The sequence below is a fragment of the Kovacikia sp. CALU 1929 genome, assembly GCF_056784235.1.
This window is the reverse complement of the sequence record NZ_JBXBCF010000064.1, coordinates 76,639-93,715: the sequence shown is the minus strand read 5'-3', so window position 1 is coordinate 93,715 and position 17,077 is coordinate 76,639. Positions and strand designations below refer to the sequence as shown.

15 protein-coding genes and 2 tRNA genes are annotated in these 17,077 nt (G+C 50.2%); 7 read left to right on the top strand and 10 right to left on the bottom strand.

From position 1 onward, the window contains the following. Positions 1–448 precede the first annotated feature (448 nt). The gene (locus AC1S52_RS11590; RefSeq protein ID WP_482029162.1) at positions 449–3,202 is read left to right on the top strand and encodes a valine--tRNA ligase; all 2,754 of its coding nucleotides are present in this window, start codon (positions 449–451) and stop codon (positions 3,200–3,202) included. A 363-nt stretch (positions 3,203–3,565) separates the two neighbouring features. After that, positions 3,566–4,030 (top strand): hypothetical protein, encoded by a 465-nt coding sequence (locus tag AC1S52_RS11585; protein ID WP_482029161.1) that lies wholly within the window; start codon positions 3,566–3,568, stop codon positions 4,028–4,030. A 32-nt stretch (positions 4,031–4,062) separates the two neighbouring features. Here the strand turns inward: AC1S52_RS11585 and AC1S52_RS11580 are convergent, their stop codons facing one another. From AC1S52_RS11580 to AC1S52_RS11555, 6 genes are all read right to left on the bottom strand, one after another. Next, entirely contained in the window at positions 4,063–4,890 is an 828-nt protein-coding gene (locus tag AC1S52_RS11580) for a DUF3598 family protein (RefSeq protein WP_482029160.1), read from the bottom strand. A gap of 48 nt (positions 4,891–4,938) precedes the next feature. Further along, positions 4,939–5,841 carry a cell division protein FtsX gene (locus AC1S52_RS11575; protein WP_482029159.1) on the bottom strand — a complete coding sequence of 301 codons (903 nt, stop codon included), beginning with the start codon at positions 5,839–5,841 and terminating at the stop codon, positions 4,939–4,941. Positions 5,842–6,377: 536 nt separating this feature from the next. Next, the gene (locus AC1S52_RS11570) at positions 6,378–7,724 is read right to left on the bottom strand and encodes a DUF2254 domain-containing protein (RefSeq protein ID WP_482029158.1); all 1,347 of its coding nucleotides are present in this window, start codon (positions 7,722–7,724) and stop codon (positions 6,378–6,380) included. Continuing rightward, positions 7,721–8,725: a mechanosensitive ion channel family protein gene (locus tag AC1S52_RS11565; RefSeq protein ID WP_482029157.1), complete on the bottom strand. Its 1,005-nt coding sequence runs from the start codon at positions 8,723–8,725 to the stop codon at positions 7,721–7,723. The genes AC1S52_RS11570 and AC1S52_RS11565 overlap by 4 nt, the downstream gene beginning before the upstream one ends. Before the next feature lie 95 nt (positions 8,726–8,820). Continuing rightward, positions 8,821–9,027, bottom strand: a complete 207-nt coding sequence (locus tag AC1S52_RS11560) for a hypothetical protein (protein ID WP_482029156.1) — start codon at positions 9,025–9,027, stop codon at positions 8,821–8,823. Between the two features lie 36 nt (positions 9,028–9,063). Beyond that, positions 9,064–9,795, bottom strand: a complete 732-nt coding sequence (locus AC1S52_RS11555) for a DUF389 domain-containing protein (protein WP_482029155.1) — start codon at positions 9,793–9,795, stop codon at positions 9,064–9,066. Positions 9,796–10,043: 248 nt separating this feature from the next. Here AC1S52_RS11555 and cutA point away from each other — a divergent pair, with 248 nt between their 5' ends. Continuing rightward, entirely contained in the window at positions 10,044–10,385 is a 342-nt protein-coding gene (gene cutA, locus AC1S52_RS11550; RefSeq protein ID WP_482029154.1) for a divalent-cation tolerance protein CutA, read from the top strand. A gap of 189 nt (positions 10,386–10,574) precedes the next feature. Here cutA and AC1S52_RS11545 read toward each other — a convergent pair. Beyond that, positions 10,575–10,646, bottom strand: a tRNA-Thr gene (locus tag AC1S52_RS11545). Positions 10,647–10,748: 102 nt separating this feature from the next. Further along, positions 10,749–10,830, bottom strand: a tRNA-Tyr gene (locus AC1S52_RS11540). 138 nt (positions 10,831–10,968) lie between these two features. Between AC1S52_RS11540 and AC1S52_RS11535 the strand changes: the two genes are divergently transcribed. Beyond that, positions 10,969–12,459 carry an MBOAT family O-acyltransferase gene (locus tag AC1S52_RS11535; protein ID WP_482029153.1) on the top strand — a complete coding sequence of 497 codons (1,491 nt, stop codon included), beginning with the start codon at positions 10,969–10,971 and terminating at the stop codon, positions 12,457–12,459. A gap of 57 nt (positions 12,460–12,516) precedes the next feature. Here AC1S52_RS11535 and aroC read toward each other — a convergent pair whose 3' ends face one another. Further along, a complete protein-coding gene (aroC, locus tag AC1S52_RS11530; protein WP_482029152.1) occupies positions 12,517–13,605 on the bottom strand; it encodes a chorismate synthase in 1,089 nt (362 codons plus the stop codon). Between the two features lie 251 nt (positions 13,606–13,856). Here aroC and AC1S52_RS11525 point away from each other — a divergent pair, with 251 nt between their 5' ends. Beyond that, the gene (locus AC1S52_RS11525; protein ID WP_482029151.1) at positions 13,857–14,789 is read left to right on the top strand and encodes an RsmB/NOP family class I SAM-dependent RNA methyltransferase; all 933 of its coding nucleotides are present in this window, start codon (positions 13,857–13,859) and stop codon (positions 14,787–14,789) included. 100 nt (positions 14,790–14,889) lie between these two features. On the opposite strand, the gene nblD is transcribed toward AC1S52_RS11525, so the two are convergent. Continuing rightward, positions 14,890–15,063 carry an NblD family protein gene (gene nblD / locus AC1S52_RS11520; RefSeq protein WP_482029150.1) on the bottom strand — a complete coding sequence of 58 codons (174 nt, stop codon included), beginning with the start codon at positions 15,061–15,063 and terminating at the stop codon, positions 14,890–14,892. A 137-nt stretch (positions 15,064–15,200) separates the two neighbouring features. On the opposite strand from nblD, the gene AC1S52_RS11515 reads away from it, so the two are divergent. Both AC1S52_RS11515 and AC1S52_RS11510 read left to right on the top strand, forming a co-directional pair. After that, positions 15,201–16,235 carry an XdhC family protein gene (locus tag AC1S52_RS11515; RefSeq protein WP_482029149.1) on the top strand — a complete coding sequence of 345 codons (1,035 nt, stop codon included), beginning with the start codon at positions 15,201–15,203 and terminating at the stop codon, positions 16,233–16,235. Beyond that, on the top strand, positions 16,207–16,851 hold the full coding sequence (locus tag AC1S52_RS11510; protein WP_482029148.1) for a nucleotidyltransferase family protein: 645 nt from the start codon (positions 16,207–16,209) through the stop codon (positions 16,849–16,851). The genes AC1S52_RS11515 and AC1S52_RS11510 overlap by 29 nt, the downstream gene beginning before the upstream one ends. Positions 16,852–17,077: the final 226 nt, after the last annotated feature.

The following is a 17,077-nucleotide window of genomic DNA, read 5'->3' as shown; positions in this document are numbered from 1 at the left end:
TCAAAGCACAACTGCCAGGAGTTATCGATTGAGGCGATAGGTTTCTCATTGAACTGGTTTAATTCATTGGATTGGGTCACCAGAAATCGAGAATCTGAGAGGAAAACTCAACTGGGCAGAATTTCAAGTGCGGCACCGAAACTGGAGTTCTGCTCTGATCAATCTATTAAGGAATGAGAATTCAATAAGTTCGGAATTGGGTAGGGGCGGGTTTTGCCACCCAATCCATCGCACCAGGCAAATTGGACTGCTGAACTCGCCCGTACAGTTTGCGGAGTGATTAAATCCACGATCCTAAGGACAGCATCTACCAACGAGCGTCAGACAAATTAAACTGTAGGATGGGTTAGCGATCGCCTAGCCACGCTAAAGGCTATTTGCCTAATCTATCCAGATCAAGGGCTATACCCTGTTCAGCCTACCTCATCCTTAATAGTTCTCAATTTCCATGACTGCTAACATCCCAAACCTGCCCAGCCAGTACGACCCCACCACCACCGAAACCAAGTGGCAGCAAGCTTGGGAAACCAACCAGGTCTTCAAAGCGGATCCTGACCATCCGGGCGAACCTTACTGCATCGTCATTCCACCCCCCAATGTGACGGGTAGCCTGCACATGGGACACGCCTTTGAACACTCCCTGATTGACGTGCTGGTTCGCTATCATCGGATGATTGGGCGCAATACGCTCTGGTTACCAGGAACGGATCACGCCAGTATTGCGGTCAGCACGATTCTGGATCGGGAGCTTCAGTCCCAGGGCAAAACCCGGCAGGATGTGGGACGAGAAGCTTATCTGAAGCGAGCATGGCAGTGGAAGGAGGAATCTGGTGGCACCATTGTCGGTCAGTTACGCCGACTGGGACTGTCGGTAGACTGGACGCGAGAACGGTTCACGATGGATGAAGGGCTAACCAGTGCAGTGCTGGAAGCCTTTATCCAACTGTATGAAGAAGGATTGATCTATCGGGGCAACTATCTGGTCAACTGGTGCCCAGCCAGCCAGTCAGCCGTTTCTGACCTGGAAGTAGAAAACCAGGAGGTAAATGGGCATCTGTGGCACCTGCGCTATCCTTTGACCGATGGGACAGGATCGGTGGAAGTTGCTACCACTCGTCCAGAAACCATGCTGGGAGATGCAGCCGTCGCGGTTAATCCCAATGACGATCGCTACAAACACTTGATTGGGCAAACGGTGACACTCCCGATCATGAACCGACCCATCCCGATCATTGCAGATGAGTTTGTAGACTCAGCCTTTGGCACGGGTGTGGTCAAGGTTACCCCTGCCCATGACCCAAATGACTTTGCAATGGGCAAACGCCATAACCTGCCTTTTATCAACATTTTGAACAAGGACGGCTCCCTGAATGAAAATGCCGGTGCCTTCCAGGGACAGGATCGGTTTGTTGCCCGTAAGAACGTCGTATCCCGGCTGGAAGCGGAAGGGTTGCTGGTCAAGGTAGAAGACTATAAACATACGGTTCCCTACAGCGATCGCGGCAAAGTTCCGGTTGAGCCGCTGCTTTCTACCCAGTGGTTCGTCAAGATTGAACCCCTGGCAACCCGGGCACTGGACTTTCTGGATCAAAAGAATTCGCCTGCCTTTATGCCAGAACGCTGGTTGAAGGTTTATCGGGACTGGCTGGTGAGCTTACGAGACTGGTGTATTTCCCGTCAACTCTGGTGGGGACACCAAATTCCCGCCTGGTATGCCGTGAGTGAAACGGAGGGTTCTATTACCGACCATACTCCGTTTATAGTCGCCCGCAATCAGGCTGAAGCACGGGAAAAGGCGATCGCCCAATTTGGTGCCAGCGTCCAGCTTGAACAAGATCCAGATGTGCTGGATACCTGGTTTTCTTCCGGCTTGTGGCCCTTTTCGACCTTAGGGTGGCCCCAGCAGACGGTTGATCTGGAGCGTTACTACCCAACCACGACCTTGGTCACGGGCTTTGACATCATCTTTTTCTGGGTTGCCCGCATGACCATGATGGCGGGACACTTTACCGGACAGATGCCCTTCCAGACCGTTTACATCCACGGACTGGTACGGGATGAGAATAACAAGAAGATGTCCAAATCCGCCAATAACGGCATTGATCCCCTCCTGCTGATTAACAAATACGGCACCGATGCCCTCCGCTACACCCTGGTGAGAGAGGTCGCCGGAGCCGGACAGGACATTCGCCTGGAGTACAACCGTAAGACCGACGAGTCCGCTTCTGTAGAAGCCTCCCGCAACTTCACTAACAAACTGTGGAATGCCTCCCGGTTTGTGCTGATGAACCTGGGGGAAAATGATCAGTTCTCAGTTTTGAGTGCTGAGTTGGAACAAACCCTGCAAAATTCCCCACCCCAATCCCTCGAACTGGTAGACCGATGGCTCCTCTCCCGCTTTCACCAGGTGACCCGCCAAAGCCGTGACCAGATTGACAAGTTTGGCTTGGGTGAAGCCGCGAAGGGATTGTATGAGTTCATCTGGGGTGACTTCTGTGACTGGTATATTGAACTGGTCAAGTCCCGCCTGCAAGGGCAGGATCAGAACTCGCGACGAACGGCTCAACAAGTTCTCATCACGGTGCTGGAAGGGACGCTCAAGCTCTTGCATCCGTTTATGCCCCACATTACTGAGGAAATCTGGCACACGCTGACCCAGGCAGAAGAGGGACAGTACCTGACATTACAGGCATATCCAGAACCCGATCCCAGCCTGATTGATCCCGACCTGGAGCAACAGTTTGAGTTACTGATTGGGGCAATTCGGACCATCCGCAACCTGCGGGCAGAGGCAGAAGTCAAGCCCAATGTGAAGGTATCGGTGATTTTGCAGAGTGAGAGCGATCGCGAACGTCAAATTCTCGCGGCTGGAAAGTCCTATATTCAAGATCTGGCGAAGGTCGAATCCCTCACGATCACCTCAACCGCTCCCACAGATTCAACTCAGATGTTTGCCGGTGTGATTGGCACTGTGCAGGTGCTAATGCCCCTGGCTGGAGTGGTCGATGTGGATGCCCTGCGTGCCAAGATTGAGAAAGACCTGAAGAAGATTGAGGCGGAGGCTCAGTCCATCCAAGGTCGCCTGGGCAATCCTAACTTTGTCAACAAAGCACCGGCTGAAGTGGTTGAAGGAGCCAGATCATCCCTGGCAGAGTTAGAAACGCAAGCAGAGATTTTGCGCACCCGACTTGCCCAGCTTTAGGCACATATAGCCCTTTTCAAGGGTTTGAGGTACAGTAAGGACACTTTGCATCCCACCATACCTCAAGCTCCAATACTTTATTCAGCCAAAAACCGCTATAGCAGGTGATAGCGGATAGCGGATCGGGAGCGAGGGCAAGGATAGAAAGGGTGGGGTTTGTCTTTATCAGCCTGCCCTTTGTCTCAACCTTTATAGCTACCGCTATACTGTTGTTTAACAGAAGTCTGATAGTCGGAGAGTGAAGACAGCATCGAGACTGATAAATTTATCGGCAAGTCAGCCAAATCCCCCTTGAAGCTTAAGTTCAGTGGGCTATATGGTTATTCTTAACAGACAACCACCAGGGTTAGAGAGATTACATTAATGCAGTATCTGGCACAGGTACAAAAGAAAGGATTTTTGGGTAAGGCAGGGCTGCTCTTGCTTGCCCGCCAAAAATCTGAGAATGCCTGGGCTATTGTGACAGATGAAGAAGTCGTTATCTCTTCGGAAGCCAGTAACTTTAGTGATGGATTACTCGTTTTAGTCGAGCTTTCCAATACACGCCAGGTTTTGACCATTAAAGATGCTAAAAGCTGGATTTTAGACATCGTCCAAAAGTTTCTAGTTACTGGCATTACTCCTACTTTTTTGCAACAGGAAACTGAACGGGCAGAGCAGTGGCGACAGTCCCTTACTCTCCAAAGCCAGGAACTGAACCGTCGCTCCTTAGAACTAGAAGCCCGTCGGGAGCAAGTTCAGGAGATGGAAGAAAAACTCAAGCGGGAAAAAAAAACTCTGGAGACAATGGCAGCCCAGATCAAAACTAAAACGAACCCCTCAAGTTAGTAGAGGCTGACAGAAATAACTGTTGCATCCAGTTACTTACAGATCTTTCGCTCACTCACTAAGGTTAAACTCACCCACTCCCCTTTGCTGTTGTAACTGCGTACCAAACGCTGGCGCAAATTTGATTCCAACAACCATCCAGCCTCTAGGACAAAGGGATACCCTGGCTTAATCTCAAGCGGACAGTTAGAAGAAGCGCCATCTGGTAACAGCATGACCTGTACTGGTAGGGAACCCTGATCAAATTTCAGGATTGAACCGCTAATTTCAGCCGTAGAAGCGATCGCCCGACTGGCATCCCCCTCGCCAAAAGACAACCGTTGTTCCAGTCGGGTTTCTCCCTGTTGCTGGATCACTAGTCGAGTGGAATAGGTCTTGACATGGAAATCGGGGTAAAGGGTGATCGCTTCTCCGTGCCACTCTCCCAGCAGGTGATTCAACTTCAACGGTTGACGTTCTGGCATAGTTGTCCCCGAGCGTTTTTCCCGAATCAAGGTAATTTCCTGGAGGTGCCCGTCTGGATTGAACAACTGAACCAGGCGCAAGCGGCGATCGCCATACACCAGCGCCAACTCCGCCCCAAACTGAGCATAGGGGGAAAACTGGATTGCTCCCTGGGAAAATGCCCCCGTCTCAAAGAACATCAATCCCCCACCCCCAATCGCAGAGAAATGCAGCACTGCATCTGACTTGCCATCCCGTTGCAAAGTCAGCCGCACCTCTCGATTCTCCGCATCCAGCCCTTCCAGAACCAGTCTAGAGGATGTATCGCTCAGAACCTCTGCTTCAGGCGAGAGGCTAGTAAATGAACCTTCCCATACCCCTAGATTTTGCAGAAAACAATCCCATTGAGATTTCATCACCCCTTTCTCCTTTAACCCCTCACCCCTCACACTTCCCCTCACCCCTCATCGAATCGCAATCCGTCGCACAGCAAACAGACTCCCCATCACCCCGACTGAACTGCCAAAGCCAAGTAAAACCAGGGGCAGCAGGACTGTTTTGAATGGGCTGAGCTGCAATCCGTTGGCTAGAAACTGGACAAATTCAGGCTGTTGGGTCAAGAGGTTGGTCAGGAAATGCTGGATGCTGGCAATCAAGCCCCAGGCGATCGCCGCTCCTGCCAGCCCAAATACGACTCCCTGCAAAATAAACGGGAGATAAATCCAACTCGTGGTTGCGCCAACCAGTTGCATGACTTCAATTTCCCGCCGCCGCGATAGTACAATCAGACGAATCGTAGTGGTGATAACAGCGATCGCAGTCAGGGTTAGCAGCGTAATCACTGTTAAACTAATCCAGCTCAATCCCCGATTGAGCTGAGTCACCCGCTTAACGGCTTCGTCAACATACTGCACCTCATCCACCCCCGCCACCTGAGACAGCTTTTGTGCCAGAGTTGGCACTCCTTCCGAAGATTTTGCTTTGACCTTCAGCTCATCTACGAGGGGATTCCCTTCCAGTTGTTTGGTTGCTCCATGAATGTCGGATACTCCCAGATCCTTAATCAAATTTGCCCATGCCTGCTCCTTGGGGATCGTCAACACCTCTGCCACTTCTGGCATCGCTTGTACAACCGGTTTCAGGTCTGTTGCCTGGATGCCGGTATCCAGGTAAACGGACACCTCCAACTGACTACCAAACCGATTAAGCAATCCTTCCAGGTGCCAGGAGGCTTGCAGGCTCACACCAAACAAAAACAGCAGTACTGTTACCGTGCTAATGGCTGCCCAGTTCATCCAACCACCGCGCCGTAAGCCTAGAAAAGTTTCACGCAGCAGGTAATCCAGTTTGGTCAGAAATTGAAACACAGGTATACCTCTTGGCTGGATTGGGGTAAGGGGAGTTAAAAGTTGAGAGTTGAGAGTGTTGAGTTAAAGATTTTTATTTCTTCATTCTTCATCTTTCATCCTTCATCCTTCATCCTTTCAAAGACTAATGTGATTTAACCTCATTACTGAAATTTTGAATCATCAAATTTGAGAGTCAACCCAGGTTACTGTGAAGGCTATCTGAAGTTGGTACTGCCAAGCGCAGATGTCAAGTGGTCAGATTATCATCGAGAGGTCTAAGGAGGCTAGCAGAAATAAGTTGAACGTTCTGGGTGGCAATTCTTTTAGCATTTATATACTTAAAACACCAGATGACTGACCCTCATCCCCTAACCCCTTCTCCCAGGGAAGAGAAGGGGAACCATCAAAGTCCCTCTCCCGCTCTGGGAGAGGGATTTAGGGTGAGGGCGAATTGTAGTGAGGCAAGTATATAAATACCATTCTTTTGAACAAGGGGCTTAAGCCCCTTGTCTGTCCAAGTTATTCTTTCTAGCCTTCTAAGTCTGACAATTCTCCTAGATTTGCTTGCTATTGTTGTAATTCTTTTTTAGGGCAGTCATTACTTGAGCGTATTTCTGCTTTACCTCTTCCTGGTCTTGCTTTTGAGACAGTTCCTCACAACTTCCCTGTAAAATTACTTCTGCTTGCTGCTCTAATATGAACCGATCCTGAGGACGGCTAGTATGATGGGCAATTTGGGCGATCGCCTCCAGTAGTCGAACAGTGACTGCCACATCTGAACGAGCATATCGGCGAATCTGACTAAATGCGCTATCGACTAATTGCTCAAACGTAACTGGCTCAACGATAATCCGTAAGTGGTGAGTTTGGTCATAGCGGTAAGGGGAAGGAAACTCGCGTTCTGCCAGGTGAGACAAGCCAGCACTCAGACGATCTATACAACGAATGGTTGTGAATGGATCGTTAACTGCTGGAGAAATTGCCCGCAGTCCAACTTCAACCAGTTGATTAATTGGAAACTCTATATCCTGTTGCTCTGTCCGCTCATTTCCGAAAACAAATGCTTCGCTAATTCGGCTATTCAATTGCGGATATATCCGTTCTGCCGGATAACCTTTGACCAGATCGTTTCCTTCAATCACAAATTGTCCTGGTCGTGCTTGAATTTGTAACAGAAGATTATAGCGGCAAGCAATTTTAATCAATTGGTCGCCGTCAATGGCTTGCAGATAACCTGTCTCAGGTGCAGGAATTGAACAAGCCTCTTCTTTAAAGTCTAGGGGAATTTCCTCTACTGGCTGATGGTATTCCGATGGAGTTTTTCCCAATTTCGATGGGAATAAACGGTCGATCGCCTGCTCTAATTCATGGCTGACCCCGGATATAACATGGGATGCTTGAATGATTGTTGAAGCATGGTGAATAAAGTAAATCAAAACACCAACGCTTAGAATAGTCAGAATAATGCCAACAGTGACCGAAAGCTGGGGCACAAAAAGGTCAAAGTCTTCACCGTGAATTGTCCGGAGAATCAGCAGGCAGTAAATAAAGGTGGCAATAAAACTGCCGAGGACAATTTGGTTTCCGGTGTCTTGCATGAAGTTTCGCAATAACCGGGGTCCAAAATTTGATGAGGCAAGCTGAAGCGCAACAATAGTAATTGAAAATGCGGTAGCTGCAACGGTGATCATTGAACTGGCAACAGCCGAGAGGAGAGCTCGCGCCCCATTGGGTCCGCCAGAGTAAAACCATCCCAGTTCAGTAATCGCATCTTGCCGTGTGTTGTCAACCATCAGCATGGCAAATGCCAGTAAAGTGGCACAGAGCGCCATCAAACTGGGTAAAAACCAGTAGCTAGAGTGAAGGGTATCCCACAGCTTTTTGAGTCTGGCGCTATTCATTCATCTTCTGCCACTTGTGATGGTCTGTTGCCGTTCTGTTGAATCTGCATTTCTGCTAAATGCTTAAGGGAACCCCCAATACTGCGCGGCTTTGGGACTGAATGCTTGCCAGCGGGCCATCCTTCTCGCTGGTGGGAGCGATCGCCATCGGTTTCCTCCGTCTGGTCGTGGAACAGAATTTGCTGTGTTGGAAAGGGTAAGTCGATCCCGTTTTGGGTCAATTTATTTTTAATTGCAATCAGCACCTGATCCTGCAAGTCCAAGGCTTCCCGCCGCCGGGGTGGCTGAATCCACCAGCGGGCACGGATGTTAACGGTGCTTCCCGCTAAACTAACCACAATGGCATCGGGAGATGGGTCTTCCAAGACTCCTGGAGTTTCCCGCATTGCTGACAAAATCAACTGTTTGGCTTCATCAATATCATCGCTGTAACCAATTCCAAGGTCGTACTCCAGACGACGATTTTCAAACGCTGTATTTACAGTGACAGAGTTGGTAAATAATTCTGAGTTAGGAATTACAATCCGGCGACCGTTGTAGGTTCTGATGGTTGTAGCACGAGTTTCGATATTCTCAACCGTGCCTTCAAAGTTCTTAAATACAATCTGATCGTCGATTTGAAAAGGTTCGGTTAGCAAAATCAGGATACCTGCTAGGAAATTTTGTAGAATGTCGCGAAAGGCAAAGCCAATCGCCACGCCACTAATCCCCAATAACTGCACCAGATCGCTGGCTCTCAAGGTGGGAATGACAATTGAAAGGGCGACAAATAAACCAACTAAAATAGTTGCTCCCTGGGCTAGACGTCCTAACACCATGCCTAAATTACGAGCTTGTCGTCGATTGCGAGTTAATCGCCGCACCAAATGCTTCAATGTCCTGCCAGCAAAAAAGAAAATGGCAAAGACAATTAAAGCTAGAACTATGTTGGGCAACAGGACAATAAAACCTGTGACCATATTCTGCATTTTGCCCCAAAGAGCAGGAATTTCGACGCTCATATTCAACTGACAGTGAACCAATGAACCTTTCAACCATCCTCATTTGCCCATGAAAAATCAAAATCTTCATCGACTAAAGGGTATAAATGATGGACTCATCTTTTAATGGTGGGTGGCTCTAACACAGTCACATTAATTAAAGGCGTAAGATCAAAATTCTGATTTAGTAAACGGGTTTGAACAAGTTGAGTCAGGCGATCGCAGATTTCCTCAGCGGATTCCTTCACTTCAGGCGATCGCTGCACATATAGGATGCAGAGCAGTGTATTTTGTCCTGGGATATCTGAGCGAGTAAAGCGCACATCCGACTCAACCAGATCCCCCTAATCTTGCCTGGTCTACTGCCTGTTGAACTTCGGCATTTGCCCGCTGGGCAAGGCTAGAACGCTGTAAATCGGGAGGAGCAATCCTACCAGAGCTATCCCTGTAACGAATAGGGTGACGGGAAACACGGTTCGTTTACCCCGGACATATCGGCTTCCCTCGGTATTTAATCCAAAAATCCGAAATAATACCGCTGCCGATAGATTGATGCCACAGAGTTGTGGGAACAGCAAAAACAGTCCATCCGTCACCATACACCACCGACCGATCGCCCCTGCCATACCGATAATCCCAGCAGGCGGAGCCAGAGAAGCTGCCACCAGCATTCCCGTCGTTGCGCCTGGCACCAAACTGCTCCGTTCTGACTGCAACAGGGTGAGTGCCCCCGCTGCCCCCGCTGCCAGGGGGATTAGCACAGCAATAATTGAAACCTGACTTTGATCAATCATCAGGGGTGTCGCAATCTGCTGCCGGATTAGACTAAGCAATGCTGCCACTAAAATCGTCATGGTTAGAGCCGCAAAGTAACGCACAATACTACGCCAGATGAGTTGAATATCACCTCGAGCAGTGGCGATCGCCAGGTTCATCGCAGGACTGGCAAAGGGCGCAATCAACATGGCAGCCACCAGTAGAAAGATAGTGTTGGTAAACAGCCCAATCCAGACCACCACACCTGCCAGGGCTGCGTAGCTGGCTTTTAATATTGAACGAGTTACAAGCTTGCTTAAAGCTTGCATTGGCATGAACCATAATCCCCCACCTCCACAAACGATTTTTAGATGAGTAAACCACAACTGAGTGTAGATGAGGGGATGGGTAAATGTGGCTTATATGAGGGGAACGGCTGTAAGTTCATGAGACTTTGGGCTTCACAGCTTAGCAAGTAACAAGGGTAAGCGGAAGTGACCGAAGAGGGTTTAAGGTTAGCGCTAACAGGCAAAACTCCTTCTAAAGTAGAGAGGGAGTTCTCTTTTGCTCACTTGAATCGACGATGGATAAGCAGATAGATAGCCAGTATGGAGTGGTGCTGGTCACGGCTCCTTCAAAAGAAGAGGCAGGGGCGATCTCCCGGACTTTAATTCAGGCTCGGTTAGCTGCCTGTGTTAGCCTTTTTCCCATTCATTCCGTCTATACCTGGCAGGGCGAAGTGCATCAGGATGATGAGTGGCAGCTATTAATTAAATGCGACCTGGCAAAATTTCAGGCACTGGAATCAATGGTGCGGCAAGTCCACTCCTATGAGGTACCAGAAATCATTGCATTGCCCATCCTTGCTGGCTCCCAACCCTACCTCAACTGGATTAAAGCATCAGGGGTGAAAAGTGAGGAGTAAAGCAATTACTGACACCCTTGGTAATTAGCGACATTAATTCGCGAACACCAAGAATATGTTAATTGGCGACGTTAATTGGCGAGATGCAGCAAAAATGCACTAAAACGACATTAACTTGCGAAGAGCGACATCTAATGTGCGAACGTACATGTCGCCACGGACATTTAATTTGTCGCTCTACAGGTGCAGAGCCCTTGACGAGGATTGAACTCGTGACCTCACCCTTACCAAGGGTGTGCTCTACCACTGAGCTACAAGGGCGAACTGAAAGGATGAAGACTAGAGGATGAAGGATGAAAAAGTAAAGTACCTTATGAGAGATATTTATCCTTCAGCTTTCACCCTTTTGCCTTTTACCGTGGATGGGCCGGGCTGGATTTGAACCAGCGTAGGCATAGCCAGCGGATTTACAGTCCGCCCCCATTAACCACTCGGGCACCGACCCGCTCACCCACGGATAATGATATTAGCACAATAGGATCGCAGTTAAGATGCAAATTATTTCTGAATTTATGGTTACTTGCGCGAATCCTTAATATAATCACCGGAGCAGTTGCCCCTTCTTCTGTCAAGCCTCAAATTCATGACATTCATTTCCTTAACTTACGCTCTTTTCCTGGTCAGTGTCCTTGGGATTTTCTGGTCAGTCCAACAGCAGTGGCTCCGTATGTGGGCGCTTCTGATAGCCAGCATTGTTTTCTATGCTTCTCTCCAGGCGCAGTACATTCCCCTGTTGCTTGCTGCCGCCTGGATTACGTTCCGTATTGGTCAAGTCATTGGGTCACCGCCGGACTGGCGCATGGAAGACTGGCAGTTTGCCCAACAGGACTGGAACCGGCAACGCTTGAAACTGCTCTGGTTCGGTATTGTTCTGAATGTGCTGCTGCTGTTTGGGTTCAAGTATGTTCCGTTTGTACTGTCCAGTGTGGGGGCACTGTTTGGGGCAACGACATTACAAGCCAGTGCCGAATGGACTGGGGCAAATCTGATTGTGCCCTTGGGGTTGAGTTTCTTTAGCTTTGAGTGCATTGCTTACCTGGTCGATGTTTATCGGGGAGCACCAGCGGCGCAGCAGTTCCTTAAATTTTCTGCCTACAAACTATTTTTTCCGAAGCTAATCAGCGGTCCCATCACTCGCTACCAGCTTTTTGCGACTCAAACCCAGAACCAGAGTTTCCCGACTATTGATCGCATCTCTGAAGGGCTGTGGTTAATTGCCTGCGGGGCTGTCAAGAAGGGACTGCTGGCAGACAACCTGGGTGTGCTAGTCGATCTGAGCTTTCAAAACCTGCAACGGGCGGGTAGCGGGGATCTATGGCTGGCAGCGATCGCCTACGGCTTCCAGATCTACCTGGATTTCAGTGGCTATGTAGACATGGCACGGGGCAGCGCCATTCTCCTAGGCTTTAACCTGCCCCAAAACTTTGATTTCCCCTACTTTTCCACTAGCATCGCTGACTTTTGGCGGCGCTGGCACATAACCTTGGGAGACTGGCTCCGGAACTACCTATATTTTCCTTTGGGGGGTTCTCGTCAGGGCTTGGTCCGCACCTGCCTCAATCTCATGCTGGTGATGCTAATTGCCGGTATCTGGCATGGAGCCGCCTGGGGCTTTATTGTCTGGGGGATCTTGCATGGTTTAGCACTGGCGCTCCATCGGCTTACCGATACGCTCTCAGACCGCAGCGAAGCGCTCAAGCGTTTCTGGACGGGAGGCTTGGGTATGATCCTTGCCTGGTTGCTAACCCAGAGTATGGTCTTTGTCACCTGGATTTTCTTCCGTCTGCCAGATTTAAAGGACTCAGGGCTGGTCATCCAACGACTGTGGGGACATCCGGCAGATGCTCAATTTGCCCAGAAAGTCTACCTGGAAACCTTTGGGCTGGAACCCGTTCAAATTACTCTTCTGTTAGGTATTCTGACTGCCCTGATGGGAATTGCCTACACCTTCAACCGGGTCCTGAAGTTACAGATCAACTGGCACATCAAGCTACTATTGGTGCCTGCCTGCCTGTTTGCCGTCTGGTTACTGGCTCCCGAAGGAGCACTACCTTACATCTACTTTGATTTCTAATCGGCAACACTGCAAGAAAAGTTTTGTAGTATTGCCCAACCCGGTAGACAACCAATCCTAAAGCACCCCACACTGCCCTTGTTGGCGCAACAGGTGATCACAAAGCACCAGTGCCACCATTGCTTCCACCATTGGGACTGCCCTGGGCACTACACAGGGATCATGGCGACCTTTGGCTGCCAGGGTGACTGCTTCCCCGTCGCGGGTGACGGTTCGTTGCTCTTTGCGGATTGTTGCGGTTGGTTTGAAGGCAACCCGGATCAAAATGTTCTCTCCGTTGGAGATGCCACCCTGCACCCCACCAGAGCGGTTGGTTGTGGTGCGAATATTGCCCTGATCATCCGTGTAAAACTCGTCATTGTGTTCGCTCCCGGACATCAACGTACCCGCAAACCCCGAACCAATCTCAAAGCCTTTGGTTGCGGGGAGTGACATCATGCTTTTTGCCAAATCTGCCTCTAGCTTGTCGAATACAGGCATTCCCAAGCCTCTGGGAACGTTGCGGGCAACGCACTCGACTACACCCCCCAGAGAATCGCCAGCATCCCGGAAGCGCTCAATCAGATCAATCATGCGATCGCTACACTCCGCATCCGGGCAACGCACAATATTACTTTCAACCTGTTCTAAGGTGACCGTTTCGGGGTCAACTACGCCCTCAATGTCTTTGATCCGTTTGACGTAACCAATAATTTCAAGACCAGTGGCTTGACGGAGAATTTTTTTGGCGATCGCCCCGGCTGCCACGCGCCCAATCGTCTCCCTTGCCGAAGACCTGCCGCCGCCCTGCCAGTTGCGAATCCCATACTTGGCATCGTAGGTGGCATCGGCATGGGAGGGACGGTACTTGACTGCCATTTCGTCATAGTCCTGCGATCTCTGATCTTTGTTGCGCACCAGGATAGAAATGGGTGTTCCCAGAGTTTTGCCTTCAAATACACCGGCAAGAATTTCGCACTGATCGGCTTCTTTGCGGGGAGTTGTAATCTTGCTCTGTCCAGGGCGACGGCGGTCCAGTTCAAACTGGATCTCTTCTGGGGTGATTTCGAGGCGAGGTGGGCAACCGTCAATCACAACGCCAACGCCACCACCATGGGATTCACCAAAGGTGGTAACCCGAAACAGATGACCAAAAGTATTGCCCATAATGATGTTAGATGGAATCGAACCCGGTTCTTCATCCTATATCGTAACAGCAGGCAAGGGGAGAACTGGTTTCTGGATGGGCTGGGACTCGCCGTTTCACGTAGGCTTTGGTAACGGTGGAGAATCTTTACTAAGACTCACACGCTGAAATCTGGATATGCTGATTACTCACCCTCCAAACTCTGCCCTGACTGAACCAGAAGATGTCAAACTGATGCCGCAGTTTACCAGGTGAGTTACAAATACTATTGATGGAACAAGCTTCTAAACTATTGGTTAAGTTGAGCCAGCGGTTATTTGAAGATTTGGGCGATCGCGACCAGTTCCTTGATTGCCTGCTCAACCCTAAACCCTTCAATCCGTGCATTCTTTGGCGGGATGAAAGACCGAATCCCTTACCTTTTGAAGTAGAACCAACCTTACCCTGGCAACCTGAATTTGTTGATCGGTTGGCATTCGGTCAAAAACCGGGGCACCATTCCCTCCATCAGCAGGGTGCATTCTACTGCCTGGATTTTTCGTCCGTATTTGCCGCTTCTCCGCTGTTGAGTATTCCTTTACCCGTGGAAGTGGTGGTTGACGTGTGTGCGGCTCCGGGCGGAAAGAGTATCTTTGCCTGGGTTGCCCTACACCCAACACGGCTGCTGAGTAACGAAGTGATTGGCAAACGGACCGCCCAACTAATTGCCAATTTGAAGCGATGTCGGATACAACCGGCGATCGCCCTCCGCCGGGACTCGAAAATTTTGGCACAGCAGATTCCTCAGACTGCCCAGGTTGTTTTAGTTGACGCTCCCTGCACCGGACAATCCTTACTTGCCAAAGGCGGCAAGGCTCCCGGTTGTTTCCATCCCGTCACCATTAACAACAATGCCAACCGTCAGAAGCGGATTCTGGCAAACTCAGCCCAACTGGTTGCACCGCAGGGCTACCTGCTCTACATGACCTGCACCTACTCCCCTGAAGAGAACGAACAGGTTGCTGAGTGGCTTTTGACCCGGTTTCCCCAATTTCAGCCTGTCAGCATTCCTCATCTGGCAGAGCACCAATCTCATCTGACTCTCCTGCCTTGCTACCGAATGTTTCCCCAGCAAGGCATCGGCGCTGGAGCATTTACTATCCTGTTTCAAAACACAGAAGCAGGAACAGCACAGAAAATTTCGGAAGAGTTTCTAGAGGGGTGAGGGGTGAGGGGTGAGGGGTGAGGGGTGAGGGGTGGTGTCATTACAACTCTCAACTTTCAACTCTTAACTTTCAACTCTCAACTCCTTCCCCATCCCCCATCTACTTGCCATCCCTATTAATACATCCCGGTTTATTTGTAAACTGGCAGACTTTCGCCCACAGGGTATCGCGTGTCCCCGGTGGCCCCATCGCAAATAAGACGCGATCGCCCCCAATTATTTTGATGATTTTGACCTTACAGACCGGACAGACCCGCATATTTCCTTCAGACATGGCTCTACCTGCCAGACATTTTGTGTATTGTCATACAAAACTGGGGGGCGATCGCAACCTGCGATTGTTCCCAGTGACCAGTCACCCGTCTTTCCTACCCTTAAAATCGAAAATCTGCAACCCAAAATCTCGCTGAAATGATTGAGTTTTACCGGCAGATGGCTGCTTCCCTGAAACGGGAACCCATCGCTCTAGCCACGGTGATCCATGTTAAAGGCTCCGTTCCCAGGGAGGTAGGAGCCAGGATGGTTATCCGTTCAGACAAGACTACAATCGGCACAATCGGGGGAGGTGCCGGGGAAGCCAAAGTGATTCAACAGGCACTTCAGGTGCTGGAATCTGGTCAAAAACAGCGAATTGAAATTGACCTGACCGGCGCACCCCAGCGGGAAACCCAGGGAGTCTGCGGCGGGACCATGCAGGTCTGGTTAGAGCGCTGGCAGGGGGAATCGGCGCTGGCACTGGTGAACCAGATCATTGATTGTCTGAATTCGGGGCAATCGGGGGTTTTAGTTACGCCCCTGGAAGAAGCGCGATCGCCCTATCTCGAAATGACTCCATCCCCCCTCCCCCCTCACTCTTTCACCGAACCCCTGCTACCCCCACCCACCCTGCTCATCATTGGAGCGGGGCACTGTGCTGTCCCCCTGGCTCACATTGCCCATCTAGCCGGTTTCCAGGTTGTTGTCCAGGATGATCGCTCTGAGTTTGCCACCTATGAACGCTTTCCAGATGCCGCCCTGGTCTTAGCCAAACCGATCGCGGAGGCAATTCATAGCCTGCCTGCGTTCGGCCCACTCTATGTGGCTTTAGTGACACGGGGGTTTGTTCATGATTTAGAGGCATTGCAAGCACTGCGGCAACGTTCCACCCACTATATCGGCATGATTGGGAGCCAACGGCGAGTTAAAACGGTTTTCCAGGCATTACAACCGGACTTAGAACCGTTAGAAGCCATTGCTTTACAGCAAATTTATGCTCCGATTGGTTTGGATATTGGAGCGCTGACACCGGAAGAGATTGCCGTCAGCATTTGTGCGGAATTGATTAAGGTGCGACGTGGGGGAACGGGGCGATCGCTCTCAGAACGCCTGCAATCAACCCAACCGCCGACCAACGGATCAGCCAATCCTCTAACCAACCATGCAGCCCCCACTAATCAATCACCATAGACATTTTGCGATCGTCCTGGCGGCGGGGGCTTCAACCCGCATGGGAACCTGTAAAGCCAGTCTACCCTGGCTTAACGGCACCACGCTGCTTTCCTATCAAGTTGAGCAATTATTAAAGGCGGGTATCACACCGATTGTCGTGCTGGGACCCCACAACCACCACCCGCAGCCAAATGGCTCTTCCAGATGTCAGATCGTCATCAATCCCCAGCCTGAACTTGGAAAGGTCAGTTCGATTCACAGGGGTTTACAGTGTGTCCCGCAAAACTTCCAGAGCCTGATGATTGTGGCCGTAGACCAGCCTCGTCAACACTGGATTTATCAATCCCTGCTCCAGGCACATAGGTTAGCGACTGCCCCCATTACTGCACCCATGTATCAAGGGCGAAGGGGGCATCCTCTAATCTTTTCAGCGATCGCCCGGTCATCTTTAGAACGGCTGCAAGAAGAAACCCTGGGATTGCGCCAGGTTGTGCGGGAGTTTGAACTGCAAATTCAGTCTGTAGAATTTAATACCCCCGATGTGTTGCTAGATCTCAACACCCCTAAACGGTATCGCGCTGCCTTTCTGGCACTGACTACAGCTTCAACTTTTCGCCCTTCTCCAACCCCATGAGAGCGTTCTGTTCATATTGCTTGTTCATATTGCTAATGCCAGAGGTAAGTAGGTGGGACTAAATTAAATATAAAACCTGTGTAGGTTGGGTTGAGGTACAAAACCCAACACCCGCATGGGTTAATTCAGGTTTGGATGCATTAGAGCGAAGTTTCAATGCATCCGGCTAATCAGCCCCAGGAACTCCAACTCTACACTTTAGAGGACACCCAATTAAGTTGCTGTG

Coding starts and splice junctions, on each gene's coding strand:
- AC1S52_RS11590 (WP_482029162.1), top strand. CDS start 449: ATGACTGCTAACATCCCAAACCTGCCCAGCCAGTACGACCCCACCACC.
- AC1S52_RS11585 (WP_482029161.1), top strand. CDS start 3,566: ATGCAGTATCTGGCACAGGTACAAAAGAAAGGATTTTTGGGTAAGGCA.
- AC1S52_RS11580 (WP_482029160.1), bottom strand. CDS start 4,890: ATGAAATCTCAATGGGATTGTTTTCTGCAAAATCTAGGGGTATGGGAA.
- AC1S52_RS11570 (WP_482029158.1), bottom strand. CDS start 7,724: ATGAATAGCGCCAGACTCAAAAAGCTGTGGGATACCCTTCACTCTAGC.
- AC1S52_RS11565 (WP_482029157.1), bottom strand. CDS start 8,725: ATGAGCGTCGAAATTCCTGCTCTTTGGGGCAAAATGCAGAATATGGTC.
- AC1S52_RS11555 (WP_482029155.1), bottom strand. CDS start 9,795: ATGCCAATGCAAGCTTTAAGCAAGCTTGTAACTCGTTCAATATTAAAA.
- cutA (WP_482029154.1), top strand. CDS start 10,044: ATGGATAAGCAGATAGATAGCCAGTATGGAGTGGTGCTGGTCACGGCT.
- AC1S52_RS11535 (WP_482029153.1), top strand. CDS start 10,969: ATGACATTCATTTCCTTAACTTACGCTCTTTTCCTGGTCAGTGTCCTT.
- aroC (WP_482029152.1), bottom strand. CDS start 13,605: ATGGGCAATACTTTTGGTCATCTGTTTCGGGTTACCACCTTTGGTGAA.
- AC1S52_RS11525 (WP_482029151.1), top strand. CDS start 13,857: ATGGAACAAGCTTCTAAACTATTGGTTAAGTTGAGCCAGCGGTTATTT.
- nblD (WP_482029150.1), bottom strand. CDS start 15,063: ATGTCTGAAGGAAATATGCGGGTCTGTCCGGTCTGTAAGGTCAAAATC.
- AC1S52_RS11515 (WP_482029149.1), top strand. CDS start 15,201: ATGATTGAGTTTTACCGGCAGATGGCTGCTTCCCTGAAACGGGAACCC.
- AC1S52_RS11510 (WP_482029148.1), top strand. CDS start 16,207: ATGCAGCCCCCACTAATCAATCACCATAGACATTTTGCGATCGTCCTG.